At 71.3% G+C, this 25,347-nt stretch carries 23 protein-coding genes and 2 tRNA genes; 12 read left to right on the forward strand and 13 right to left on the reverse strand.

From position 1 onward, the window contains the following. Positions 1–158: 158 nt before the first annotated feature. Positions 159–231: transfer RNA gene (locus ABZV42_RS06540), tRNA-Arg, on the forward strand. A 112-nt stretch (positions 232–343) separates the two neighbouring features. Here ABZV42_RS06540 and ABZV42_RS06545 read toward each other — a convergent pair. Next, positions 344–1,828, reverse strand: a complete 1,485-nt coding sequence (locus ABZV42_RS06545) for a helix-turn-helix domain-containing protein (RefSeq protein WP_356051016.1) — start codon at positions 1,826–1,828, stop codon at positions 344–346. A gap of 318 nt (positions 1,829–2,146) precedes the next feature. Here ABZV42_RS06545 and ABZV42_RS06550 point away from each other — a divergent pair, with 318 nt between their 5' ends. The 9 genes from ABZV42_RS06550 to ABZV42_RS06590 all read left to right on the forward strand — a co-directional run bounded on the left by ABZV42_RS06550 (position 2,147) and on the right by ABZV42_RS06590 (position 12,449). Further along, the gene (locus tag ABZV42_RS06550; RefSeq protein ID WP_356051017.1) at positions 2,147–2,656 is read left to right on the forward strand and encodes a hypothetical protein; all 510 of its coding nucleotides are present in this window, start codon (positions 2,147–2,149) and stop codon (positions 2,654–2,656) included. A 141-nt stretch (positions 2,657–2,797) separates the two neighbouring features. Continuing rightward, positions 2,798–3,694, forward strand: coding sequence for a DUF2797 domain-containing protein (locus ABZV42_RS06555; RefSeq protein ID WP_356051018.1), 897 nt, complete (start codon positions 2,798–2,800; stop codon positions 3,692–3,694). A 155-nt stretch (positions 3,695–3,849) separates the two neighbouring features. After that, positions 3,850–4,200 (forward strand): antibiotic biosynthesis monooxygenase, encoded by a 351-nt coding sequence (locus ABZV42_RS06560; RefSeq protein WP_355984127.1) that lies wholly within the window; start codon positions 3,850–3,852, stop codon positions 4,198–4,200. Further along, positions 4,187–5,203 carry an amidohydrolase family protein gene (locus ABZV42_RS06565; protein WP_356051019.1) on the forward strand — a complete coding sequence of 339 codons (1,017 nt, stop codon included), beginning with the start codon at positions 4,187–4,189 and terminating at the stop codon, positions 5,201–5,203. Before ABZV42_RS06560 ends, ABZV42_RS06565 begins: the two co-directional genes overlap by 14 nt. 78 nt (positions 5,204–5,281) lie before the next feature. Beyond that, complete coding sequence (locus ABZV42_RS06570) at positions 5,282–6,022, forward strand: response regulator transcription factor (RefSeq protein WP_355984125.1); 741 nt, start codon at positions 5,282–5,284, stop codon at positions 6,020–6,022. Beyond that, a complete protein-coding gene (locus ABZV42_RS06575; protein WP_356051020.1) occupies positions 6,019–7,626 on the forward strand; it encodes a HAMP domain-containing sensor histidine kinase in 1,608 nt (535 codons plus the stop codon). Before ABZV42_RS06570 ends, ABZV42_RS06575 begins: the two co-directional genes overlap by 4 nt. Positions 7,627–7,640: 14 nt before the next feature. Beyond that, positions 7,641–9,164 (forward strand): bifunctional glycosyltransferase family 2/GtrA family protein, encoded by a 1,524-nt coding sequence (locus ABZV42_RS06580; protein WP_355984123.1) that lies wholly within the window; start codon positions 7,641–7,643, stop codon positions 9,162–9,164. 56 nt (positions 9,165–9,220) lie between these two features. Beyond that, positions 9,221–11,473, forward strand: coding sequence for a glycosyltransferase family 39 protein (locus ABZV42_RS06585; protein ID WP_355984122.1), 2,253 nt, complete (start codon positions 9,221–9,223; stop codon positions 11,471–11,473). A 202-nt stretch (positions 11,474–11,675) separates the two neighbouring features. Next, positions 11,676–12,449, forward strand: a complete 774-nt coding sequence (locus ABZV42_RS06590) for a TetR/AcrR family transcriptional regulator C-terminal domain-containing protein (RefSeq protein WP_355984121.1) — start codon at positions 11,676–11,678, stop codon at positions 12,447–12,449. A gap of 271 nt (positions 12,450–12,720) precedes the next feature. Here ABZV42_RS06590 and ABZV42_RS06595 read toward each other — a convergent pair whose 3' ends face one another. Beyond that, complete coding sequence (locus ABZV42_RS06595; protein ID WP_355984120.1) at positions 12,721–13,191, reverse strand: PPOX class F420-dependent oxidoreductase; 471 nt, start codon at positions 13,189–13,191, stop codon at positions 12,721–12,723. Between the two features lie 163 nt (positions 13,192–13,354). Between ABZV42_RS06595 and ABZV42_RS06600 the strand changes: the two genes are divergently transcribed. Then, positions 13,355–14,083, forward strand: a complete 729-nt coding sequence (locus ABZV42_RS06600) for an ANTAR domain-containing protein (protein ID WP_356051060.1) — start codon at positions 13,355–13,357, stop codon at positions 14,081–14,083. Positions 14,084–14,090: 7 nt separating this feature from the next. Here ABZV42_RS06600 and ABZV42_RS06605 read toward each other — a convergent pair whose 3' ends face one another. From ABZV42_RS06605 to ABZV42_RS06615, 3 genes are all read right to left on the reverse strand, one after another. Next, a complete protein-coding gene (locus ABZV42_RS06605) occupies positions 14,091–14,912 on the reverse strand; it encodes a YceI family protein (protein ID WP_356051021.1) in 822 nt (273 codons plus the stop codon). A gap of 99 nt (positions 14,913–15,011) precedes the next feature. Next, on the reverse strand, positions 15,012–17,549 hold the full coding sequence (locus ABZV42_RS06610) for an MFS transporter (protein ID WP_356051022.1): 2,538 nt from the start codon (positions 17,547–17,549) through the stop codon (positions 15,012–15,014). A gap of 21 nt (positions 17,550–17,570) precedes the next feature. Next, positions 17,571–18,077, reverse strand: coding sequence for a MarR family transcriptional regulator (locus ABZV42_RS06615; RefSeq protein WP_355984117.1), 507 nt, complete (start codon positions 18,075–18,077; stop codon positions 17,571–17,573). Between the two features lie 292 nt (positions 18,078–18,369). Here ABZV42_RS06615 and ABZV42_RS06620 point away from each other — a divergent pair, with 292 nt between their 5' ends. Further along, positions 18,370–18,567 (forward strand): hypothetical protein, encoded by a 198-nt coding sequence (locus ABZV42_RS06620; protein ID WP_261703852.1) that lies wholly within the window; start codon positions 18,370–18,372, stop codon positions 18,565–18,567. A 189-nt stretch (positions 18,568–18,756) separates the two neighbouring features. On the opposite strand, the gene ABZV42_RS06625 is transcribed toward ABZV42_RS06620, so the two are convergent. The 8 genes from ABZV42_RS06625 to ABZV42_RS06660 all read right to left on the reverse strand — a co-directional run bounded on the left by ABZV42_RS06625 (position 18,757) and on the right by ABZV42_RS06660 (position 24,715). Further along, complete coding sequence (locus tag ABZV42_RS06625) at positions 18,757–19,047, reverse strand: hypothetical protein (protein ID WP_356051023.1); 291 nt, start codon at positions 19,045–19,047, stop codon at positions 18,757–18,759. A gap of 622 nt (positions 19,048–19,669) precedes the next feature. After that, complete coding sequence (locus tag ABZV42_RS06630) at positions 19,670–20,566, reverse strand: RNA polymerase sigma factor SigF (protein ID WP_356051024.1); 897 nt, start codon at positions 20,564–20,566, stop codon at positions 19,670–19,672. Between the two features lie 244 nt (positions 20,567–20,810). Beyond that, positions 20,811–21,824 (reverse strand): RNA polymerase sigma factor SigF, encoded by a 1,014-nt coding sequence (locus ABZV42_RS06635; RefSeq protein ID WP_356051062.1) that lies wholly within the window; start codon positions 21,822–21,824, stop codon positions 20,811–20,813. Between the two features lie 324 nt (positions 21,825–22,148). Beyond that, entirely contained in the window at positions 22,149–22,442 is a 294-nt protein-coding gene (locus ABZV42_RS06640) for a Dabb family protein (protein ID WP_355984114.1), read from the reverse strand. A 127-nt stretch (positions 22,443–22,569) separates the two neighbouring features. Then, complete coding sequence (locus ABZV42_RS06645; protein WP_355984113.1) at positions 22,570–22,749, reverse strand: hypothetical protein; 180 nt, start codon at positions 22,747–22,749, stop codon at positions 22,570–22,572. Positions 22,750–23,208: 459 nt separating this feature from the next. Continuing rightward, positions 23,209–23,293 (reverse strand) — tRNA-Ser (locus ABZV42_RS06650). A gap of 98 nt (positions 23,294–23,391) precedes the next feature. Beyond that, positions 23,392–23,823: a tRNA adenosine(34) deaminase TadA gene (gene tadA / locus ABZV42_RS06655; protein WP_355984136.1), complete on the reverse strand. Its 432-nt coding sequence runs from the start codon at positions 23,821–23,823 to the stop codon at positions 23,392–23,394. A gap of 352 nt (positions 23,824–24,175) precedes the next feature. Then, on the reverse strand, positions 24,176–24,715 hold the full coding sequence (locus tag ABZV42_RS06660; protein WP_355984135.1) for a hypothetical protein: 540 nt from the start codon (positions 24,713–24,715) through the stop codon (positions 24,176–24,178). Positions 24,716–25,347 lie beyond the last annotated feature (632 nt).

Consider the following 25,347-nt stretch of genomic DNA (forward strand, 5'->3'; position numbering starts at 1 on the left):
CGACGCCGCCCCCGAGCGCCCAGAAACACATTTTCCCAGCTCACAAGGGGTGAGCCGAATGGATTTCACATGGCGGCGGCAGTCATGTAATGTTCTTCCTGTCGCCGCGAGCGGGGCAAAAGCCCGGGGAGCGAAGACAGCAGCAAAAAACAGAACAAGCACTCGTAGCTTAACGGATAGAGCATCTGACTACGGATCAGAAGGTTGCAGGTTCGAATCCTGCCGAGTGCACACAGATCAAAGGCCCCGCCGGTTGAACCGGCGGGGCCTTTGACATGAGCGGGTTACATCAACACCTCCGGGACCGTGATCGGTTCGGGGGCGGTGTCCGGGGCCGACGGGCTCAGTCTCGTGGGGGCCCGGGGACCCAGCGCCCGGGCGAACCGGCGTACCGATAGTGCGGGAGCCCGGCGATTCCGGCGGTGCGGAAGGGCTGGCCGTGGTCGTCGATCCTGATGGTGCCGGTGCTGCCCTGTGAGGACCAGTCGAGGTCGAGGTACCAGTCGCACGCGCAGCCCTCGGTCCGTGCCGTGACCATCAGGACCTCCGGGTCCTCCACGGAGACCCGGTACGGGAGATGCTGCGCCGGCAGGATCGTGTCGCCCCTGCTTCCGGGCATCGCCCGGGCCACCGGGGTGTGCTTGTCCAGATTCACCGCGAAGGACCGGGGCGTGATGCCCCCGCCGCAGCCCAGGGACGTGTCGTAGACGAAGGCTCCGCCGTCCGGGGGCGCGGCGCGGCGCACGACCCGGACGTGCAGGGACTCCAGGACGACGGCGGCCGACGTGCGCCCCTGCACCGACAGCCGCACGATCGTCTCCCCGCCGTGCACCGCGTCCTGGGCGTTCGCCCACACCTCGGCGTCCTCGGCGGACGGCGGCGGCGGGACCTGCCTCGGGGGCTTGCCGATGATGTAGTCGTGGCCGCAGTCCCCTTCCCATACATGGGAGTTCACGGTCCAGGTGAACGGGACGGCCGGCGCGGACGGCCGTCCCGGGGAGCCGGAGGGTGAGGCCGACGGGCCGTGGTGCGGTGAGGCCGAGCCGCCGGACGAGCCCTGGGAGAGTGCGTCCGGGAACCCTGGCAACGCCGAGAACGCCGAGAGCCCCGCGGCGGTCAGGAGGAACACGGTGCCCAGCACCGAGCCCACGACGGTCGGACGGCGCCGGTACCAGGCACGGGAGGCCGCCCGCCCACCGGAGGTCCCGGGCGATGTGAGAGGTGCGGGTGCCGTGTTCGCCGCGTCCGGTCCGGGTGACGTGGTCCGTGTACCGGGTGGGCTCGGTGCGGGTGACGCGCCCCGTGCGGGTGTCGCGAGGGGGATGGCCGATGCCGGGGGAGCCGGTGCCGCGAGGGGCGCGGGTGTGTTCCCCGGTTCCGGAGTCCCGCCGGGATCCTTCGCGCTGTGTGCAGGAACGTCCGGTTCGCTCGCGGACGACCCGGGTTCCTTCGCGTCGTGTGCGGGGAGGTCCGGTTCGCTCGCGGACGAGTCGGGCTCCTTCGCCACGTGTTCCGGGGTGCCCGGTTCACCCGTGGACGTCCGACGAGGCGGGGTGGCGGCCGGCCGGTTCCGCCGTCGCTCCGCGACCGCCAGGATCCACAGGCGGTGCAACTCCACGCGCTCCCGCGGCGAGGCTCCGCACAGCGCGGCGAACCGCTCCACCACGGCGAAGTCCAGCGGCACCGTCTCGCCCGCGCAATAGCGGTGCAGCGTGGAGGCGTTCATGTCCAGGCGCCGGGCGAGACCCGCGTAGCTGCGATCAGTACGGGCCTTGAGCCGCGCCAGCAGCTCCGCGAACCTCGTCACGTCCTCGTCGGCCGCGGTCATGGCCCGTGCCCCCTCCGCTCGCGCTCCGCCGTCCCGTCCCGGAACGGCATCCCAGGTACTCCATCTCTCTGCACGTCAACAGCCCTGGGACGGTTCCACCGTTGCGGATCGGACGGCGGTGATTGCGGCGGTCCCCCAGTTCCCCTGACGCTCTTGGTGTCGCCCCCAGCGGTACGGCCCCACCGGCCGGCCCGTTCAGGGGAGCGGCTCCACACCACCGGCTCGTCCACGGGGACATCCCTGCCCGGACGCACCCTCGACGGGGCGTTCGGAAGGTCCGTGCGACGACGTCCACCGATCAGGAACGAGGGACACACCATGCACGGCAACACGTCCGGACGCCGCAGCCTCCGCCGTATCGCGGCCATCACCGCCGGCCTCACGCTGGGCCTCGGCCTCGGGGTCTCGGCGCACGCCTCCCAGCCCGCCGCGCCGCACCGCGCTCCGCTGGCGGCCGCGGCCCAGGCGCGGACGGTGAGCGGTAGGACCGGCGACGCGCTGACCGGCATCGCCGACTTCTACGGCGCCTACATCGACGCCCAGACCGATGCCGACCCCGGCCTCAAGCTGATGAACACCCTGCGCTCCCACTACCTGGACCCCGCGTTCAGCAGGCGGCTGGTGGCCTGGGAGCGCGAGAACCACGCGGACGGTGTCCTGCGCGCCCAGAGCATCCCCGCCCGCTGGACGGTGACGGAGAAGTCGCGGAGCAAGGGCGGCGCCGTCGAGGCCGTTGTCACCCTGACCTGGGAACACGGCGCCCCCGTCAAGCTCTCGGTCGTCATGACCCCCGTCCACCGCATCGTCCGCATCAGCCCCGCCAGGTAGCCGACGGGTGCGGTAGGGCGGACACGCGGCGAGGGGAACCGGCCCCCGCCCACTCCCACGACGTGAGTCCGTCAGTCCGTGAGTCCGTGAGTGTTCCCGCTGGTCAGGGTGCCTGTCAGCGGGAGCCTCTACTGTCGTTGTGTGCGGCGGGTGTGGACGTGTTCGGGGTTGCGGTGGTCGGGGGACGGGCCCGTGCTCGTGTGGGGCGGGGGGCGGACGAGCCCGCTGTCTCCCGGGCGGCGGGTCGCGTTCGGTGTGGTGGACGGGGGTGTACGGACCTGCGTGGGAGCTCGGGGGAACGCGTGTCCCGTGCGGGCCGTCGTGTCGCCGCGCGGTACGGGGGCGCGGTGCGAGGAGTGCGCGCGGCTGGACCGGGCGCACTCCGTGGCCGCCGACACGCTGGCCGACGATCCGCGGCCGTACCGCGTGTATCTCGCGTGGTTCGGGCCCGGCCTGGTCAAGGTGGGGATCACGCGGGTGGAGCGGGGTTCCGCGCGCCTCCTGGAGCAGGGCGCGGTCACCTTCAGCTGGCTGGGGCAGGGGCCGTTGATGGCCGCGCGGCGGACCGAGGAACTGCTCCGGGCCGCGCTCGGAGTGCCGGACCGGATTCCGTACGCCGACAAGCGGGCGGTGCGTGCGGTGCTGCCGGGGGCCGGGGAACGCCTCGCCGAGATCCGGGAGCTGCACGCGCGGGCCGGGGAGCTCGACGGCTGGCCGGAGTCGCTCGGACGCGCCCCCTTCGAGCCCGTCGATCACACGGACCTGTTCGGACTCGAGGGGCTCCCGCCCGCACGGGGGGTCGTGCGCGAACTTGCCGCCGGAGGGGCGGTCAGCGGTGAGCTGTACGGTGCCGCGGGTCCCGATCTCCATCTCCTCACCGGGCTCGGAGTCGTCGTCCTCGACACCCGGCTGATGACGGGGTGGGACCTGACCGGAGCCGGGGACGCGGACGCGGTCGGGGGCTCCGGAATCACCTTTCCCGTAAAGGAGTTGCCCGGGCCCGCCCCGGACGCAGGTGTCCAGGACGGTCTCTTCTGACAGGAGGGGAGAGGGGAGGGGAGAGGAAGGGGGCTGTTGGGGGCGGGCGGGGAAGCGCGGGCCGTCGGGTGGGAGGGCAAAGAATTCGATCCCTTTCGGATCCCGTTCGGAAAGGTGCTGGACGACGGGTGACGTCCGCCAGGAGAGTGGCGGACATGAGCGATCACTCTCCCGCGCCCGTCGCGGCCTTCGAGCCTCCCTACTACGCCGCCGTGTTCACCTCCATGAGGACGGAGGGTGACGGCGGGTACGGGGAGACCGCCGAGCGCATGGACGAGCTGGTCAAGGAGATCCCGGGCTATCTGGGGATGGACTACGCCCGGACACCGGGCGGACTGGCCATCACCGTCGGATACTTCCGGGACGAGGACGCCATCAAGGAGTGGGGCGCGCATGCCGAGCACCGGTCGGCACAGCGGCGCGGCCGGGCCGAGTGGTACGAGCGGTACACGCTGCACATCGCCAAGGTCGAGCGGAGCCACGGGTTCGAGCATGCCGACGGTTGAGCGCGAGGGCGCGGGAGGCCTTGAGCGGCCGGGCGCGGAGCCGGAGCAGCGGGGCGCGGAGCCGGAAGTGCGGGGTGACGTGCCGGAGGTGCGGGGCGAGGCGCGGGAGGTGCGGGGCTTCTGGGAGGGGCTCGGGCTGCCCGGACTCGTCGACGTCCACACGCACTTCATGCCCGAACGGGTGCTGCGCAAGGTGTGGGACTACTTCGACGGACTCGGTGAGCTCACCGGCGGCATCGAGTGGCCGATCGCCTATCGCGCGGACGAGGACGAACGGCTGGCACTGATCCGCGAGTTCGGGGTGCGCGCCTTCACGGCGATGCTCTACCCGCACAAGGCCGGCATGGCCGAGTGGCTCAACTCCTGGGCCGTCGACTTCGCCCGCCGGACCCCGGACTGCCTGCACACCTCGACCCTGTTCCCCGAGCCGGGCGCAGAGCGGTACGTGCGCGAGGCGGTGGAGGCGGGCACGCGTGTCTTCAAGGCTCATGTGCAGGTGGGGGCGTACGACCCGGGGGACGAACTCCTCGACCGGGCCTGGGGGTTGATCGCCGAGGCGGGCATCCCCGTGGTGATCCACTGCGGTTCGGGGCCCTCGCCCGGCAAGTTCACCGGCCCTGGACCGGCCGCCGCCGTCCTGCGCCGGCATCCCCGGCTGCGGTTCGTCTTCGCCCACATGGGGATGCCCGAGTACGAGGACTTCCTCGGCCTCGCCGAGCGGTACGAGGAGGTGCGACTCGACACGACCATGGCGTTCACCGACTTCAGCGAGCGGCTCGCGCCGTTCCCGCCCGGACTGCTGCCGCGCGTCGCGGACCTCGGGGACCGGGTGCTCCTCGGCACCGACTTCCCGAACATCCCGTACCCGTACGTCCATCAGCTGCGCGCGCTGGAACGGCTCGGTCTGGGCGACGACTGGCTCCGGGCGGTCTGCTTCGGAAACGGCGCCCGCCTCTTCGGGCTCCCGACGGCACCGGCAAGGGGGTACCCAGGAGTTTCCTGAGAGGCGCCTGTGCGTTTCTCAGGAAAATCACAGGTTGCCGAAAGGGTGCTCTCAGCGGGGCCCACCAAGGTGTCCGCTATGACCACGACCTCGCCCCAGGGGCGCACCGAACTGCTGAGGCCGGACGGGAGCCCCGTCCGGGTGCTTGTGGTGGACGACGAACTGTCGATCACCGAGCTGCTGTCCATGGCCCTTCGCTACGAAGGATGGCAGATCCGCAGCGCGGGTGACGGGACGGGTGCGGTGCAGACCGCGCGCGAGTTCCGGCCCGACGCCGTGGTGCTCGACATGATGCTGCCCGACATGGACGGGCTGACGGTGCTCGGCCGGCTCCGCCGGGAGCTGCCCGACGTCCCGGTCCTGTTCCTGACGGCGAAGGACGCGGTCGAGGACCGGATCGCGGGCCTCACCGCAGGCGGCGACGACTATGTCACCAAGCCGTTCAGCCTGGAGGAGGTCGTGGCCCGGCTGCGCGGTCTGATCCGGCGTTCCGGCGCGGCGGACCGGCGGTCCGAATCCGTGCTCGTCGTCGGGGACCTCACCCTGGACGAGGACAGCCACGAGGTGTCGCGCGGCGGGGACAACATCCACCTCACCGCGACCGAGTTCGAGCTGCTGCGCTTCCTGATGCGCAACCCGCGCCGGGTGCTGAGCAAGGCGCAGATCCTCGACCGTGTGTGGTCGTACGACTTCGGTGGCCAGGCCAATGTGGTCGAGCTCTACATCTCGTATCTGCGCCGCAAGCTCGACGCAGGGCGCGAGCCGATGATCCACACCCGGCGTGGGGCCGGATATCTGATCAAGCCCGCCACGTCATGAGCGGACGACGACGGCCGCGAGCGCAGAAGAGACGAGCGGGACAGCCGCGGACCCTGCGGACGCGGCTCGTCGTCGGGTCCGTGACGCTGATCGCCGTCGTGTGCGCGGTGATCGGCACCGTGACCACGATCGCGTTGCGCGAGCATCTGTACACCCAACTGGACAACAGCGTGGCCGACGTGGCGATGCGCGCGGTGGGCGGTCCCGCGGGCGGCCCGGTGGGCGGTCCCGCGGGCGGCGGGTCCGCGCACCCCCCGAGCGATGCCGTCATCGGCAAGGATCCCCTGGAATTCGTCCTCCGGGGGCAGGCCATGGGTGCCATCGGCGCGGTCGTGAAGAACGGCGAGGTCACCAAGGGCACGGTCAGCGTGGGGAAGAAGGACTCCCACGGGGTCAAGCAGCCCACCCCGGTCAAGCTCGACACCGGCGAGCTCGCCGCCCTCGCCTCCGTCCCGAAGGACGAGCGCCCGCACACCGTGAACATCCCCGGCCGGGGTGAGTACCGCGTGCAGTACCAGGACGGCAGGAACGGCGCCTTCTACGTGGCGCTCCCGACCGAGGACGTCACCAATACCCTCACCACCCTGATCTACGTCGAGATCAGCGTCACCGGCGCCGGTCTGGTGGCGGCCTCCCTCGCCGGCGCGGCGATCGTGACGCTCGCCCTGCGCCCCCTGCGCAAGGTCGCCGCGACCGCCACCCGGGTTTCCGAACTCCCTCTGCACACCGGGGAGGTCACCCTCTACGAGCGGGTTCCGGAGTCGGAGTCCGATCCGCACACCGAGGTCGGGCAGGTCGGGGCGGCTCTGAACCGCATGCTCGACCACATCCACGGCGCGCTGCACGCACGGCAGCAGAGCGAGATGCGCGTACGGCAGTTCGTCGCGGACGCCAGTCATGAACTGCGCACCCCGCTGGCCTCCATCCGCGGGTACGCCGAGCTGACCAGACGCGGCCGTGAGGAGACCGGGCCCGACACCCGGCACGCGCTCGGGCGGATCGAGTCCGAGGCCGGCCGGATGACGCTGCTCGTGGAGGATCTGCTGCTGCTCGCCCGGCTCGACGCCGGCCGGCCGCTCCAGCACGAGCAGACCGACCTCGTACCCCTCGTGATCGACGCCGTGAGCGACGCGCGGGCCGCCGGGCGTACCCACAACTGGCGGCTCGAACTGCCCGAGGAGCCCGCGCTGGTGTCGGCGGACGCCGCGCGCCTGCAACAGGTCATGGTCAATCTCTTCGCCAACGCCCGCACGCACACCCCGCCGGGGACGACCGTCACCGCGCGGGTGCACCGGCAAGGACCGTGGCTGTGCGTGGACGTCCAGGACGACGGCCCCGGCATCCCGGCCGCTCTGCTGCCACGCGTCTTCGAACGGTTCGCGCGAGGCGACTCCTCGCGCTCACGATCCTCCGGATCGACCGGTCTCGGACTCGCCATCGTGCAGGCCGTGGCGGCCGCGCACGGGGGCGCCGTGACCGTGGACAGCGTCCCCGGCAGGACCGTGTTCACCCTGCATCTCCCCGCGATCGCGCCCGAAACCTCCTGGCAATCGCACTCACAGGCACAGCACAGCGCCACCACATGGGTGCGACAGGGGGCTTGACGAGAGTCGTTCCCATGCGAACCGACTCTTCTCCCGGCAATCTGCCGGCGCGGGAGCACCTCCCGGCCACAGACGCCGGTACGGCTGTCCTGGACGTAGTGATCCCCGTCTACAACGAGGAGAAGGACCTCCAGCCATGTGTGCTCAGACTGCACGAGCACCTCAAGCGCACGTTCCCGTACGCGTTCCGCATCACGGTGGCGGACAACGCGTCCACGGACACCACCCCCCTGGTGGCGGCGCGGCTGGCGGCGCAGATCCCGGAGGTCAGGTCCTTCCGGCTGGAGCAGAAGGGCCGCGGCAGGGCGCTGCGCACCGTGTGGTCGGCGTCCGACGCCCCGGTCCTCGCCTACATGGACGTGGATCTGTCCACCGACCTGAACGCGCTGCTCCCGCTGGTGGCCCCGCTGATCTCCGGTCACTCGGACCTCGCGATCGGCTCGCGGCTGTCCCGCTCATCACGGGTGGTGCGGGGCGCCAAGCGGGAGTTCATCAGCCGTACGTACAACCTGATCCTGCGCGGTTCGCTCCAGGCCCGCTTCTCGGACGCGCAGTGCGGCTTCAAGGCGATCCGCCGTGATGTCGCCCAGGAGCTGCTGCCCCTGGTCGAGGACACCGGCTGGTTCTTCGACACCGAGATGCTGGTGCTGGCCGAGCGGGCCGGACTGCGCATCCACGAGATTCCGGTCGACTGGGTCGACGATCCGGACTCGACCGTCCACATCGTGAAGACCGCGACGGACGACCTCAAGGGCGTGTGGCGGGTGGGCCGCGCCCTCGCCACCGGCTCGCTGTCGCTCGACCGGCTCGCCCGGCCCTTCGGGGACGACCCGCGCGACCGCGAACTGACCGACGTACCCAAGGGCCTGGCCCGCCAGCTCGTCGGATTCTGTGTCGTGGGCGGCCTGTCCACCCTCTTCTACCTGCTGCTCTACAGCGGCTTCCGGTCCTTCTCCGGAGCACAGGTCGCCAACGCGCTCGCGCTGCTCGTGTCGGCCGTCGCCAACACGGCGGCCAACCGGCGGCTCACCTTCGGCGTACGCGGCCGGGGCGGCGCCGTCCGGCACCAGGCGCAGGGCCTGGTCGTCTTCGGCATAGGCCTCGCCCTGACCAGCGGCTCCCTCGCCGCCCTCACCGCCGCGACGAGCGACCCCTCGCACTCCACCGAACTGGCGGTGCTCATCGCCGCCAACCTCGCGGCGACCGTGCTGCGCTTCCTGCTCTTCCGCGCCTGGGTCTTCCCCGACCGGCGGGGCGGGACGCCGACGCCGTCCCCGGTGGTGGCCTCGCGCCGGCAGGGCGGGCCGGACCGGCAGTTCCACCCGGCGGCCGCACGGCAGGGCGCGGACGGCTTTCCGCCGCTGCCCCAGCGCCCGGCATCTCCGGCCCCGTCCCCGTCTTCGGCCCCTTCTTCTTCGTCTTCGTACGACACAGACCCCTACCGCGCCGACGACGCCGTGGACCGCTCCTGGCGGGATTCGACCATGCAGTTGCAGGCGGTGCGCCCGCACGACCACGATCCGAGGAACGCGCGATGACGACACAGCCCGATACGAGCGCCGGTACCGGTACCACTGCCGGTAAGAGCACGGACATGAGCACGGGAACCGGTTCCGGTACGAGCGCCGGTCGCGGTCCTGCCTGGGGGCCGGCCGCCTCGACGCCTCCCCCGGAACACGCCCCGCCCGCCACGGCCGCCCCCGGGCCCGGTGAGCCCGAGCGGCCCTTCCTCCGGCGCGTCCGGAGAGGCCGGCCCGAGGACCCGCGCTGGGCGCGCCCCGCCCTTCTCGGCCTGCTGCTCGCCACCGCGGCGCTGTACCTGTACGGCCTGAGCGCCTCCGGGTACGCCAACTCCTTCTACTCCGCGGCCGTGCAGGCCGGCAGCCAGAGCTGGAAGGCCTTCTTCTTCGGCTCGCTCGACTCGGCCAACGCCATCACCGTCGACAAGCCCCCGGCCTCGCTGTGGCCGATGGCCCTGTCGGTACGCGTCTTCGGGCTCAGCTCCTGGGCGATCCTCGTCCCCGAGGTGCTGATGGGCGTGGCCACGGTCGGCGTCCTGTACGCGGCCGTACGCCGCCGGTTCAGCGCCTCGGCCGGTCTGATCGCCGGCGCGGTGCTCGCGCTCACCCCGGTCGCCGCGCTGATGTTCCGGTTCAACAACCCGGACGCGATGCTCGCGCTGCTCATGACCGTCACGGTCTACTGCGTGATCCGCGGCCTGGAGGACGGCCGCACGAAGTGGCTCCTGTGGGCGGGTGCCGCGGTCGGTCTCGCCTTCCTCGCCAAGACGCTCCAGGCCTTCCTGATCCTGCCGCCGCTGGCCGTGCTCTACGCGGTCTGCGCGCCGGTGACCGTGCGCAAGCGGTTCGCGCAGCTCGGCCTCTCGGCGGCCGCGATGGTGGTCGCGGGCGGCTGGTGGGTCGCGATCGTCGAACTGTGGCCCGCGTCCTCCCGCCCGTACATCGGCGGCTCGCAGAACAACTCCTTCCTGGAGCTGACCTTCGGCTACAACGGCCTCGGGCGGATCAACGGCGACGAGACCGGCAGTGTCGGCGGCGGGGGCGGCGGCGGTGGCACCGGGATGTGGGGTGAGACCGGCTGGAACCGGATGTTCAACTCCGAGATCGGCAGCCAGGTCTCCTGGCTGCTCCCGGCGGCCCTGATCCTGCTGGTGGCCGGCATCGTCCTCACCCGCAAGGCGAAGCGGACCGACCTGGTCCGTGCCTCGTTCCTCGCCTGGGGCGGCGCGCTGCTCATGACCGCGCTGGTCTTCAGCTACATGGCCGGCATCTTCCACCAGTACTACACGGTGGCACTGGCCCCCTACATCGCCGCCGTGGTCGGCATGGGCGCGACGGCGCTGTGGCAGGAGCGTGGCAAGGTGTGGGCGTCGCTCACCCTCGCCGGTTCGGTCACCGCCACCGCGGCCTGGGGATACGTCCTCCTCAACCGCACGCCCGACTATCTGCCCTGGCTCAAGTGGCTGGTCCTCGTCGGTGGTCTGGCCGGCGCGCTCGGGCTGATCTTCGCGGCCAGGCTGGGCAGGCAGCTCGCCCTCGCGGCGGCCGGGCTGAGCTTCGTGGCCGCGCTCGCGGGTCCGACGGCGTACACGCTCTCCACGGTGGACACCGGGCACACCGGCTCCATCGTGACGGCCGGTCCGGCCGGGGCGAGCATGATGGGCGGCCGGGGCGGCGGTCCCGGTGGCGGCGGAGGCACGCGGGGCGGTTTCCCCGGCGGCGGCCAGAACCAGCAGGGCAACGGCGGTACCCAGGGCGGGAACCAGCAGGGCGGCATGCCCGGCGGTGGCACGGGCCAGCCGCCGACCGGCGGTACCGGTGGCTTCCCCGGCCAGAACCAGCAGGGCAACGGCGGCACCCAGAACGGACAGCAGGGCGGCATGCCCGGCGGCGGTACGGGTGAGGGCGGTATGCCCGGCGGTGGCGGAGGTGCCGGAGGACTGCTGAACGGCGCGTCCGTCGGCTCCGCGGCCAAGGCGCTGCTGTCGAAGAACGCGGGGGACTACACCTGGGCGGCCGCCGCGATCGGCTCCCAGAACTCCGCGAGCTACCAACTGGCCACCGGAAAGCCGGTGATGGCGATCGGCGGCTTCAACGGCACCGACCCGTCCCCGACCCTGGCCCAGTTCAAGAAGTACGTGACGGACGGGAAGATCCACTACTTCATCTCGGGCGGCGGCATGGGGGGCGGCACGGGCGGCGGTTCGGCCTCCGGCACCACCTCCACCTCCTCGCAGATCAGTTCGTGGGTCACGGCCAACTTCAAGAAGGTGACGGCTGGTTCGGCCACCTTCTACGACCTCACTCAGCCGAAGAGCGGCAGCTGACCGGAAGCGTGTGACGCGGGCCCGGCAGACAGGGGCGGTGGCCCGGAGCGAACTCGCTCCGGGCCACCGCCCTTTGGCGTGAGGGCCGGGTTTCGGACGGAGTGCGGGGCATGTCCCTGAAGTGCCCGCCTAGCATCATTGAGGAGGGTGGTCCGGGTAGTTCCGGCCCGCGACGTGGTTCGAGTTCCTAGGAAGGTGCGCCATGGTGAGGGCAGCCGACAGGGCGGAGCGACCGGCGCGGACCAGTGTCTGGCTGGAGGGCAGGGCTCCCCGCGGCGGGGGCGTCCGGGGCGGGGGCCAGCCCTCCGGGCTCGACCGGGAGCGGATCACCGCCGTCACGGTGCGGCTGCTGGACGCGGAGGGGCTGGCGAAGTTCTCCATGCGGCGGCTGGCGGCGGAGCTGAACGTCACGGCGATGTCCGTGTACTGGTACGTCGACACCAAGGACGATCTGCTGGAGCTCGCGCTCGACGCCGCGTTCGGTGAGCTGGAGCTGCCGGGCGCCGGGCCGGAGGAGGGCTGGCGTGATCGGCTGCGGGCGCTGGCCGTCGGGTACCGGGCGCTGCTGGTGCGCCATCCGTGGGTGTCGACGCTGATCGGGAACTTCCTGAACATCGGGCCGTGTTCCATGGCCTTCTCGTCGCGGGTGCAGCAGGTGATCCGGAACACCGGGCTGCCGCCGCACGGGCAGATGGGGGCGATGTCGGCGGTGTTCCAGTTCGTGTACGGGTTCGGGACCATCGAGGGCCACTTCGTGCAGCGGTGCGCGGCGGCGGGGATGCCGCAGGACGAGTACTTCCGGCAGGCCATGAGCACCCTCAGCGAAGAGCCGCAGTTCGCCGCGCATTTCGAGCGGGCGGCGGGGCTCATGGAGGCGCGGGGCGGGGACACCGTGTCCGAGATGCGGGAGCGGGACTTCGGGTTCGCGCTGTCGCTGTTGATCGCGGGGATCGAGGCGATGGTGGTGCGCGGCTGAAGGTTCGCTGGCGCTGGCCTCGCTGGTTCCGGTGCGGGTGCGTGGGGGTCGGGGCCGTGCCGGTGCATCAGCCCGTCGCCGTTGGGTGAGGGGTGAGCGTCGGTGGCGACGGGCATCGACGTACCGGCACGTCCCCTTCCGCCGGATCCCGGGTGCAGGATTCGGCCCCTCCGGCGTTTGAGGAGCGGGGGCTGGGGCGGAGCCCCAGGGGTGGGAAGGGTAGGGGCGGAAGGGGCGAAAGGACGGGGGTGGGGCCGGTCGGCCGGGTCGGCTAGTCCTGGGGGGCCAGGTGGGGTGGGAAGCCGCCGGTCGCCACCGGGCCCCAGCGGGTGGGGGTGACGCGGATGATCGACTTGGCCTGCTTGCGCATGGCCTCGCGGTACTCGTCCCAGTCGGGGTGCTCACCGGCGATGTTCCGGTAGTACTCGACGAGAGGCTCGACGGAGTCGGGAGAGTCGATCACCTCGGCGGTGCCGTCGATCTGGACCCAGGGTCCGTTCCACTCGTCGCTGAGGACGATCAGGCCGACCCGTTCGTCCCGCCTGGCGTTGCGGGTCTTGGCACGCTCGGGGTACGTCGAGACGACGATGCGGCCCGCGTCGTCGACACCACAGGTCAGCGGGGAGCCCTGGGGGCCGCCGTCAGCGCGGCGGGTGAGCAGGATCGCCCGGTGGCGGGGGCGTACGAAGTCCAGCAACTCGTCCAGGGAGACGGAGGTGTTCGTCGCGATGTTGGGTGCCATGCGGTCAGCCTAGGTCCTGACCGGCGATTCGCCTCGTCACCCGCGGGGCTGTGCCGGTGGGGCGCCACTGCGGCTGATCGGAACGGCTAAAGTGCTCTTCGTCCTGTGCTCGCAGTCGGGAATGTGCTGCGGAGCTCTCCTGCGCATGGCCGTTTGGCCGTGCATGCCGAAGAGGTTCGTGGTGGCTGCGTCTGAGTTTTCTGAATTGTCCCGTTCTGATACGGATTTCGGGCTGGCCGAAGGCCTTACGGCGGCGGCCCAGCAACTGCACGCGACATCGAGTCCCCACGCCACCCTGCGCACCGCCGTCCGGCTGGCCGTGCGCATCCTTCCGGGCGTCGAGTACGCCGGGATCTCCGTCATCGAGCCCAAGGCCCAGCGGCAGACACTGGCCTGGACGGACGAGGTCGTCCGCTCCGCCGACGCCCTGGACGCGGGCCGTGAGCATCACCCGTACTGGAACCGGCTGTGGACGGCGCCGGTGGCCCGGATCGAGGACAGCGCCGCGACCGACGGGGACGGGGACCGCGCGCTGTCGGGTCTCGGGCTGAGGTCGGTGCTGTCGCTGCGGCTGCGGGCCGACCGGCGCCGGCTGACCGTCCTGACGGCGTACGCGCGGGAGCCCCGCGCCTTCGACGAGTCGGCCACCCGGATAGGGCGGCTGTTCACCGCGCACGTCGGCATCGCGCTGGACTCGGCGACCCTGCGCGAGCAGCTCACCGAGGCGATGCGCACCCGGGATCTGATCGGGCAGGCCACGGGCATCCTCATGGAGCGGCTCGACATCGACGCGTCCGAGGCGTTCGCCAGTCTGGTGCGCACCTCCCAGCGGGAGAACGTCAAGCTCCGTGACCTGGCCCGACGGATCGTCGACGCCGGCGAGGGCGAGTGAGCCGGGCTCAGGCGGCCGGCAGCGACTCCCCCTGCACCGCCTGGATGTCCAGCTCCACCTTCAAGATCGTACCGATGGCGGAGATGCCCGCCTGGACGATCTGGTTGTAGTGCAGGGCGAAGTCCTCGCGGTGGAGTTCGGCGGTCGCCCGGAACGCGGCGCGGGTGCCGCCCCAGGGGTCGGCGCCGGTGCCGAGGTAGGCGAGGTCGAGGGCGACGGGACGTACGACACCGTGCAGGGTGAGCTCACCGTGCACGGTCCACCGGTCGGAGCCGGCCGGTGTCAGGCCCGTCGAGCGGTAGGTGATCAGCGGGTACTTCTCGGCGTCCAGGAAGTCCGGCGACCTCAGATGCCCGTCGCGCATGCCGTTGCCGGTGTCGATGGAGGCGGCCGTGATCGTCGCCTCCACCCGGGACGCGGCCACTTCGTCCGGGGCGATCTCGATGCGGCCCGTGAAGTCCGTGAAACGGCCGTGCACGCTGGAGATGCCCAGGTGCTGGGCGACCGCGCCGACGGAGGAGTGTGCCGGGTCGACGGTCCACGGTCCCGGCGGGGGCAGTTCGGTGCCGCCCCGGCGGGCCAGCGTCACCTGGCCGACCTCGGCCCGGCCGGCCGCCGTGACGATGGCACCGGAGGCGGCGGGCGCGTAACCGAGCGCGGTCACGATCACCGTGTAGGCGCCGGGCGTGAGAGCCGTGGGGTCGTGCACGGCCCCGTCGGTGTCCGCCTCGGCCCGCAGCACCTGTGCGCCGGTCGAGTCGGTCAGCGTGACGACCGCGTGCGACACGGCCCATCCGTCCCGCGTCCGGATCTTCGCGGTCAGTCCCATGGCAGTTACTCCTTGCGATGAAGCGATGAAAAAAAACCGGCCCGTGGGGGACGCACCTCCGCTCAGAGTGCGCGCATCCCCACGGGCCGGGGCTTCGGACTACTCGCCGGGGTGGGCGAGTTCGATGTCGTGGTCGTCCGCTCCACGGCCGCCGACGGTCAGCGCGGTCGCCACCGGCGGGTAGCCCGCCGCGATGACCGTGTACTCGCCGCCGTCCAGATCGGTGAAGGCGTACGCTCCGTCGCCGCCGGTCCTGGCCGTGCCGACCACGTTCCCGGCCGCGTCCACCAGCGTCACGCGGGCGTCCGACAGGGGGCCCTGCGGTGCCCGTACGACACCCTGGACCTGGGCTCCGGAGTCGAGGTCGACCTCGACCCGGGTGACCCCGGTGCCGCCGACCTCGACGGGCAGCGCCCGCGGCCGGTGGCCCGCGGCGTTCACCGCGACCGTCACGGCGCCGGGCACCAGCTCGGCGAAGGCGAACTCGCCCTGCTCACCGGTGGTTCCGGAGGCGAGCACATCCCCGCGGACGTCGGTCACGACGACCATCGCGTCCTTGACCGGGGACGCGCCCTCGGCGGCCCGGACGATCCCGCTAAGCCCGCTCGTGCCGCTCAGCAGGATGTCGTACGCGAGCGGTTCCTCGTTCACGACGATCGTCGAGGCCTGCGGCTGGTAGCCGTCGGCGGAGGCGATCAGGACGTAGGAGCCCACGCCGGGCGCGTCCACCGCGTAGGAACCGTCGGCCTGGGCGACCGAGCGGCCGAGCTGGCGTCCCGCCGGTGAGATCAGCGTGACCGCGGCCTGCGGCACGGGCGCGCTCTCGGCGCCACGGACCTGGCCGTGCACGCTGATGCCGCCGGACGGGGCGGGCTGCGGGTCGCTCTCCCTCACCGCGGTGGCGACGGCGGCGAGCCGCTGTGTGCCCTCGGGGGCGGTCTCGGGGGCTGCTTCGGTGGTGGGGACGGCCGGGGCGAGGACGGCGGTGGCCGCGGCCTCGACGGCCTCGGCGACGGGGGCCTCCGTCACCGGCGTACCGGACTTCTCGGCGGCGGCCTGGGCCATCGCGCCGGACGTCCGCAGCGGGACCTCCTTGATGAACAGCACGATGAGGAAGGCGACCAGCGCCATGGCGGAGGCGATCAGGAAGACGTCCGCGATGCCGTGGCCGTACGCGCTCTCCATCACGGTGCGCAGCGGCGCGGGCAGCTTGTCCATGTTCGGGATGCTGGAGCTGGAGTCCGAACCGGAGCCCAGGGCCGCGTACTTGGGGCCGAGGTCGGTCAGCCCGTCCTTCACGTAGTGGGTGATCCGGTTGGCCATGACCGCGCCGAGCGCGGAGACACCGATCGCACCGCCGAGGGACCGGAAGAACGTCACCGTGGAGCTCGCCGAGCCGAGGTCCGCCGGCGCCACCTGGTTCTGCGTGGAGAGCACCAGGTTCTGCATCATCATGCCGATGCCGAGGCCCAGCAGCGCCATGAAGATCGCGATGTGCCAGTAGGCCGTGTCGTAGCGGATCGTGCCGAGCAGGCCGAGGCCCGCGGTGACCAGGAAGCCGCCGCTGACCAGCCAGTACTTCCACCGGCCCGTCTTGGTGATGACCTGGCCGGAGACCGTGGAGGAGATGAACAGGCCGCCGATCATCGGGATCGTCATGACACCCGACATCGTCGGGGACTTGTCCCGGGCCAGCTGGAAGTACTGGCTGAAGAAGACCGTGCCGGTGAACATCGCGACACCGACGAACAGCGACGCGAGGGAGGAGAGGGTGATCGTGCGGTTGCGGAACAGCCGCAGCGGGATGATCGGCTCGCTCGCCCTGGACTCGACCAGCACGAACAGCAGGCCGAGGACGATCGCGCCGGCGATCATCGTGTACGTCTGCCACGAGATCCAGTCGTACTTGTCACCGGCGAAGGTGACCCAGAGCAGCAGCAGCGAGACCGCGGCGGAGATGAAGAACGCGCCGGCCCAGTCGACCTTCACGTCCCGCTTCACCACGGGCAGGTGCAGGGTCTTCTGGAGCACGATCAGCGCGATGACCGCGAACGGCACACCCACGTAGAAGCACCAGCGCCAGCCGAGCCAGCTGGTGTCGGTGATGACACCGCCGAGCAGCGGGCCGCCGACGGTTGCGACGGCGAACGTCGCGCCCAGGTAGCCGGAGTAGCGTCCGCGCTCACGCGGGGAGATCATCGCGGCCATCACGATCTGCGCGAGGGCGGACAGACCGCCGACGCCGATGCCCTGCACCACACGGCAGGCGATCAGCATGCCGGGGTTCTGCGACAGACCGGCGGCGGCCGAACCCAGCACGTAGATGACGAGCGCTATCTGGACGAGCGCCTTCTTGCTGTACAGGTCGGAGAGCTTGCCCCACAGGGGCGTGGTCGCGGTCATGGCCAGCAGCGAGGCCGTGACGACCCAGGTGTAGGCGGACTGCCCGCCGCCCAGGTCGCCGATGATCTCGGGGAGCGCGTTGGTGACGATCGTCGACGACAGGATCGCGACGAACATGCCGAGCAGCAGCCCGGAGAGCGCTTCCATGATCTGCCGGTGGGACATCGGAGCGCCGTCGGCGCCTCCGTGCTTGGCGTGAGAGCCCCGCACACCGGCTGGTGTGGTCGTTGCCATGGGCTTCCTTTTCTTACGTGTTTACGCGGGTGTACGGGTGGTCGGTTCTGATACGTCTGTCGCGTACGAGGGAGGGTGCGCCGGCGTCCACTGCGGGGAGCGGCAGTCGCCGAAGCTCTCGCGCAGCCGGCCCATCAGCTCGATGAGCAGTCCGACCTCGTCGTCGGACCAGTTGCTCAGCCGGTCGGAGAGCAGCCGCGAGGTCCGCAGGGACAGCTCGTCGAGCTGCGCGTGCCCGGCGGCGGTGAGGCGCAGGATGCGTGAACGCTTGTCGGCCGGGTCGGGGGACCGTTCGATCCAGCCCCGGTCGGCGACATGCGCGACATGGCGGCTGGTCACCGACATGTCCACGGAGAGGAGCTCCGCGAGCCTGCTCATCCGCATCTCGCCGTACCGGCCGAGCAGGGTGAGCACGGCGGCGGACCCCGCGGGACAGTCGGGCGGCAGGATCCGGCCCATGCCCCGCTTCACGGCACCGATGGCGCTGAGCTGACGAGCGAGTTCCTCGTACTGCGCCTGCCCGGCCATCGCCCCTCCTCATTCGTTGCTTAGGGCAACCATAAAGAAGTTGGTTGCCGCAGGCAAACGAGTTCGGGGCTTCAGGGCTAAAAAGTTGGCAAAGGCAAGCGTTGGCGAACGGGAATGCGCGGGTGGGAGCGTCGGGCGGGGGCGGCGTGCCTCCCGGTCGTGTGCTCGAGTACTCGTGTGTTTGTGTGCCGGTGTGCGTCCCGGTCGTGGACCGTGTGCGAACGCGTCACGATCGGTGTGAAGGTGAACCCGGCACTTGGGCAGCACCCGCGCATTCGCTAGGGTCCGGCCTATGGCAAACACCCAGGGCCCCGAGGGCAACTACGACCCCGCGGGCAGCACTCAGATGTTCCGTGCGTTCGTCGACGAGGCCCCCCAGGGCCGGCAGCAGCAGGCGGCCGCTCCCGCGGGTCCGCGCGTGGGTCTGATCGTCGGCGTCGTCCTCGCCGTCGCGGTCGTCGCCGCGGTGGCCTGGCTCGCCCTCATGTGATCCAGCGGGTCCGCGCGGCCGGGCGGCCAGGCGACGACGGGACCGGTTGCAGCGGAACCGGCTGCAACCGGACCGGCCACAACGGGACCGATTGCAGTGGAACCGGCCGCGACGGGACCGGTGGCGAGCGGACCGGCTGCGGCGGGACAGTTGGCGAGCGGGGTGGCGTGACCCGATGGGGCCGCGCCCCTACTTCCACTGGACGGACACGTCCCGCGTCTCCACGTGCATGCCCAGCGGCACCCGCCAGGCGTCGACGCACACCGTCCAGGTCCCGTTCTTCCTCGTGCCGGGGGCGATCGGCGCCGGGAGTGCCCCGGTCGACCGGATCGTCGCCCAGTCGATCCCGAGCGACCCGATGATGTGGGTCCCGAACGCCACCGTGCCCGAACGCGCCGCCGTACCACCGGTGTTGGTGAAGGACACGGTCACCTTCTCGCACCACCGCTGATCGGTGGCCGCGCGCGAGGTACCGCTCACGGCGAGCACGGCGGGCCCGGCACTCGTCGTCGGGCCGGGCGCGGGCGTCGCCGGGGAACCCCCCGAACTTCCGCCCGTACGACCGGAGTCGCCGCCGGAGGATGAACCGGACGACGAGCCTGACGATGATCCTGAGGGCGTAGAGGGCCCGCCGCCGGTGCCGGCTCCCTTGCCGCCCGAGCCGGCCGCCCCTGAACCGCCCTCGCCGGAACCAGGGCCTCTCGAACCGGCGGAATCAGTGGAACCGGCGGCCGAACCGGTCGAGCCGTCCGTATCACTCGTGCCGTCGGCCGAGGTCCCGCTCCCGGAACCCCCTTTGTTCCCAGGAGTGTTGGAGCCTCCCGTGGCCGCGCCGTCCAGGGGTACGAGGGACACCTCGCCCGAAGGTGCCACCACCATCCCCGACGCTCGTGGGGAGCCGTCCGCGGCCCCGACGGCGGCGTAGCCGCCACCGCTTCCGCCGCTCCCGCACGCGGCCAGCGCCCCGCCCAGACACAGCACGGCCGCCGAGGCGCCCAGCAGGGCACCTCGGCGACGGCCTGTCGGCTCGTGACGCATCGGCTCGTGACGCATCGCGCCAGTGTGGCTGACGATCCGTCAATTATGAACCCGCGTGCGGCGGTCAGTCGGAGATGAGGCCTTCGCGCAGCTGGGCCAGGGTGCGGGTGAGGAGCCGGGAGACGTGCATCTGCGAGATGCCGACCTCCTCGCCGATCTGGGACTGGGTCATGTTCGCGAAGAAGCGGAGCATGATGATGCGGCGCTCGCGGGGCGGCAGCTTGGCGAGCAGGGGCTTGAGCGACTCGCGGTACTCCACGCCCTCCAGCGCGGTGTCCTCGTAGCCGAGACGGTCCGCGAGGGAGCCCTCGCCGCCGTCGTCCTCGAGGGCCGGCGAGTCGAGCGACGACGCCGTGTACGCGTTGCCGACGGCGAGACCGTCGACCACGTCCTCCTCGGACACCCCGAGAGCGGTGGCGAGTTCGGCGACCGTCGGAGAGCGGTCGAGCTTCTGCGACAGCTCGTCGCTGGTCTTGGTGAGGGCGAGACGCAGCTCCTGGAGGCGGCGCGGAACGCGGACCGACCAGGACGTGTCGCGGAAGAACCGCTTGATCTCGCCGACGACCGTCGGCATCGCGAAGGTCGGGAACTCGACTCCGCGTTCGCAGTCGAAGCGGTCGATCGCCTTGATCAGGCCGATGGTGCCGACCTGGACGATGTCCTCCATCGGCTCGTTGCGGGAGCGGAAACGGGCCGCCGCGTAACGGACGAGCGGGAGGTTGAGCTCGATGAGGGTGTCCCGGACGTAGGCGTGCTCCGGGCTGTTCTCGGCGAGTGCGGCGAGCCGCCGGAAGAGGGAGCGGGACAGGGTCCGGGTGTCGATGGCTCCCGAGGACTCGGGGACCAGAACGGCTTCCGGGGCCTCGGCGGCAGGGACATCGTGAAGCGCGGCGTGCGCCTCGGGCACTGCGTCGCTCTTAGTGAGCGTGAGCACCTTCGAGCTGCCCTGATCTGCGGACATGCCACCCCCTTTGGGTCGCGGACGGTCGCGGCAGTCGCTCCCGTCGGAGGAACGCAGCCTCCACCTGAATACCGGAGGCGAGGCCGCGGCAAACGCGCTCCCGGAAGAATGTCACATGTCGGCAACACGCTGTAGAGACTTGTCGACATGTTGAGGGTGGATCGGCCCTGGAAAAAGGGGGTCTGACGGATTTTCAGCGCTGAACCGACGTAAAAATCGACCTTGAGCGATTAGCTCTTTTCGGCTATGCCTCGATCCTGTTTGCGGATCGAAGACGCGCGAAGCTGCGGGCGAGGAGCCTTGACACATGCATCTGGGAAACGCCCAGTTCTGCGCTGATCTGTGACTGGGTGAGGTTGCTGTAGTAGCGGAGCAGCAGGATCCGCTGCTCGCGTTCGGGCAGCTGTACGAGCAGATGCCTTACGAGATCGCGGTGTTCGACTCCGTCGAGCGCGGGGTCCTCGTAGCCGAGCCGGTCGAGCAGTCCGGGCAGTCCGTCGCCCTCCTGGGCCGCTTCGAGCGAGGTCGCGTGGTACGACCGTCCCGCCTCGATGCAGGAGAGCACCTCCTCCTCGGTGATGCGCAGCCGTTCGGCGATCTCCGCGGTGGTCGGCGAGCGGCCGAAGGCGGTCGTCAGGTCCTCGGTGGCGCTGTTCACCTGCACCCACAGCTCGTGCAGCCGGCGCGGCACGTGGACGGTGCGGACGTTGTCGCGGAAGTACCGCTTGATCTCGCCGACGACCGTCGGCATCGCGAAGGTGGGGAACTGCACGCCCCGGTCGGGATCGAAGCGGTCGATGGCGTTGATCAGGCCGATGGTGCCGACCTGGACCACGTCCTCCATCGGCTCGTTGCGGGAACGGAAGCGGGCCGCCGCGTACCGCACGAGCGGCAGGTTCGCCTCGATGAGGGCGCCGCGGACCCGGTTGTGCTCGGGGGTGCCCGGCTCCAGCACCTTGAGCTCACCGAAGAGCACCTGTGTCAGGGCCCGGGTGTCGGCACCGCGACGCCGTTCGTGCGTGACCTCTTGGACCGGCGCGGGACCGGACGCGGGGTCAGGTGCGGGGGTGGGGCCGGCGGCGGGGTCGGGTGCGGAGGTGGAGCCGGTGGTCGGATCCGGAGTGGTGGTGGGGCTGGTCGCGGGGCCGGACGCGGGGGCGGGCGGGAGGGGGACCACGGGGCTCGCCGCGGGGCCCTGGGTGCCCGGAGGGGGGCCTGGGGGGCCCGGTGCGGGGTTCGGTGCCGTGCTCTGCGCCATGGCCCGTGCCGGGGACGGCGGCGGGGCGGACGGGAGGGCCGTCGCCCGGGTCTTGGCCGGGGCTTCCTCCTGGGGCGGCGCAGTACTGGCCGACACGGTCAACGCCACCTCTTCGTTCGTCAAACGATCCGTCAACGTATCCGTCAACTCATCCGTCAAAAGCGGTCATAGCATCACAAGACATGTGCACTGTGTGCAAGCACCGCATAACGCCGTGTTGGGGTTGAGTTGCAGGTGAGTTGGAGGTGGGTTGGGGTCCAGGGTGTAGAAAACCCCTGACCGGTTGCGGTCAAGGGCTCGGAAAAAGCGTGCGATCAAAAATGATCAGAACGGGTAGTCGGCGATCACCCAAGTGGCGAACTCGCGCCAGAGTGCGACACCGGCCACGTGAGCCGGGTGCTCCAGGTAAGCCTTGAGGGCGTCGGCGTCCTCGACGGCGGAGTTGATCGCGAAGTCGTACGCGATGGGCCGGTCGCTGATGTTCCAGTCGCACTCCCAGAACCGCAGCTCGGGGATCAGGCCGCCGAGCGCGCGGAAGGCGGCGACGCCCTCGACGACGCGGGGTTCGTCGCGCCGGACGCCGTCGTGGAGCTTGAAGAGGACCAGATGGCGGATCAAGGACACTCCCTGGTGGTGAGGTGGTTCTTCGCTCGGTCGCGTCCTTGTCCGGCCGCGCCTCGCTCCGTGGAGTCTGCTCGGTGCCGGGTGCGCGGAGTCCCTGCCGCGCCGGTGCCGGTGCCCGACGTCAGTTCTTCGCTCCGTCGGCGACCCAGGTCATGAAGTCGCCTATCGCCCCGGCGGCGTTCGATATGCCCTCGAACGCTATCTGGACGTAGTCGGCGGCCTTGGCCGGATCCGTGATGATCACGTAGAGCGCGAAGACCACGAGCACGTAGATGGCGATCTTCTTCGAATTCACCGCCATGGCGGCCTCCCCTGTGACTCCTGCGCCCGTCGGCCCCCTGCTGCCGGCGGTGAGTGTAACCTTCACGCCGACTTTAAGGACCAACGGCCCGCTGGTAGAGGTCCTTTGCCGGGCCTGGCGGGCGCCCTCCCGGTCCAGGATGGAGGGGAGCCCCGGCGGGAACCGACAGGAGTCCACGGGGCCCGGAGGGACCCCACTGCGGGGTTCTCGCCGCCCGACTTTCCCCCAAGACGGCGGCGTGGACTTGCGGGTCTTTTCGTGGGGGAGGCGGGCGCCCCCGATTGCGCCCCTTCCCCCTCCTCTGTGGGAGCGGAGAACCCTTTCGGGTGCGGACGGGCCCCGGCGGCCGAGCGGCGCCGGGGCCCGTCCGCGTCGCGGCCCCTCCTGGCGCCTTGCAGGCCCCTCCTGGAACCCCGGAACGCAAGAAGGGCCCCGTCTTTCGACGAGGCCCTTCAGAAGCGGTAGCGGAGGGATTTGAACCCTCGGTGACTTGCGCCACACTCGCTTTCGAGGCGAGCTCCTTCGGCCGCTCGGACACGCTACCGAGGGAGACCCTACCCCAAGGTGGGCCATGGTCTGAAATCCGTTTCGGCTCCCCGTCCCGGCGCGCCGAAGCCGATTCGGTGCCGTCCGCCGACGCCCTCAGCGGTCGCGGAAGAAGTCCGTGAGCAGCGTGGCGCATTCGGTGGTGAGGACGCCCTCGATCACCTCGGGCCGATGGTTGAGCCGCCGGTCCCGGACGACGTCCCAGACGGAGCCCGTGGCGCCCGCCTTCTCGTCCCGGGCGCCGTACACCACCCGGTCGACACGGGACGCGACGAGCGCGCCCGCGCACATCGTGCAGGGTTCCAGGGTGACGACGAGCGTGCACCCGGACAGCCGCCACTCGCCGAGCCTGGCGGCGGCCCGGCGCAGCGCGAGGACCTCGGCGTGCGCCGTCGGGTCGCCGGTGGCCTCGCGTTCGTTGTGTCCGGCCGCCAGCACGGTCGTACCGTCCGGGGACAGCACGACGGCGCCGACGGGAACGTCCCCGCCCGGGAGGGCCAGCCGTGCCTCGTCCAGCGCGAGCCGCATCGGGGCCCGCCACCGGTCACGTACGGGATCGGGCGGCGGGGTTTCCTGACGCGGGGTGCTCACCCGGGGGAACCTAGCGGAATCCCGCCGGGGCCGACGGCACGGACGGGGACCGGCGCGTGCCGCCCTCCGGCCGTCCTCCAGCCGTCCTACGGCCGTCCCCTGCCGCTTCCCGTCGTCCCCCGCCGTCCCATCCGTCCCGGAGAGGGCGAGTGGCGGACGGCAGGCGGGGACCCGGCCCGTCGTATCGGGCCGGTTCGCCGGTATGGGGCAGGGTCGCGGGCGAGGGGACCGGGCCACCGTTTCCGGGGGCCTGGAAGCCTGGGAGTGGGGCCTGTCCGACGGACTGGCCCTAGCGGACGGTCTCCAGGACGTCTGCCGCTCCCAGGGCTTCGGCGATCGTGCCGAGCGCGTCGCCTTCGTCCAGGGCCAGCAGTTCCTTCTCGCTCACTCCGAGGTCCGCGAGGATGTAGCGGTCCCCGACGGGGCTGTGCGAGACGGCATCGCCGGACACGCTCCCCTGGTCCTCCTCGTCGTCCTCGGAGTCCCCCGGTTCACCGTCCTCCGTGCCGTCCAGATCGAGGGAGTCCAGGTCGGCGTCGTCGTCGCCCGGCTCCCGTCCTAGTAGTTCGTCGGTGAGCAGGATCTCGCCGTACGAGCTACGGGCGGCCGCCGCGGCGTCCGAGACGTAGATACGGGGATCCTCCTCGCCGTCCACGCGGACGACGCCGAACCAGGCGTCCTCCTGCTCGATGAGCACGAGCACCGTGTCCTCGTCCGAGACTTCACGGGCCAGATCGGTCAGATCCGACAGGGTTTCCACATCGTCGAGCTCTGTATCGCTCGCTTTCCACCCGTCTTCGGTGCGCGCGAGCAGTGCGGCGAAGTACACCGTGACCCTCCCACTGGTCATAGGTGTGCCGGTTGGGGTTCCCCCCGGCGGAGGCTGTGGGCGAGGAGTGCTGCTGCTCCGAGTCCCGCCCACTCGGAATCGTGGCAGAAAGACAGCGTTCAGGGGACGTCTTCGGCCTGCTGTGTCCGCCCAGTTTGATCGCTAACAGCGGATCGTACGCGGATGCCCGCGCCGCGTAGGCACCTCTCCGCCCGACACGTCCGCCACACGGCCCCTCGTGACGCGGGCGTGTCCCGGTTCCACGGCGGCAGGGCGGCCGCGTCTCCCCCGGCGCGCGCCGCGCGCCGTGCGGGCGCGTTCCCCTGTCACGGCGGGCCCGCCACCGGCGCCGGCGCGGGCACTCGCGCCGGTCCTGCCGCGGGCCCGGGGCGTCGCTTCGGCGGGACGCCCTCAATTTCCCCCGTGGGCGTGTCGGCCCCGACGGCGACGGGCCCGGCCCGCACCTCCCCCCAGGCGTGCCGCCGGCCTCGCGGCCACCACATGCCCGGCATCCGAACGGGGTCCGCCCGGGAGCCGTGGGGCGCGGGGCGTGGGGCGGCGGGCGTGGGTGTCCGGCGGGTGTGAGGCGTGGGGCGGCTTCCGTCCGGGGGTGGACACCCATGGCAGCGGGC

This window comes from Streptomyces sp. NPDC005281 (assembly GCF_040607495.1).
In the GTDB taxonomy this organism is placed as follows: domain Bacteria; phylum Actinomycetota; class Actinomycetes; order Streptomycetales; family Streptomycetaceae; genus Streptomyces.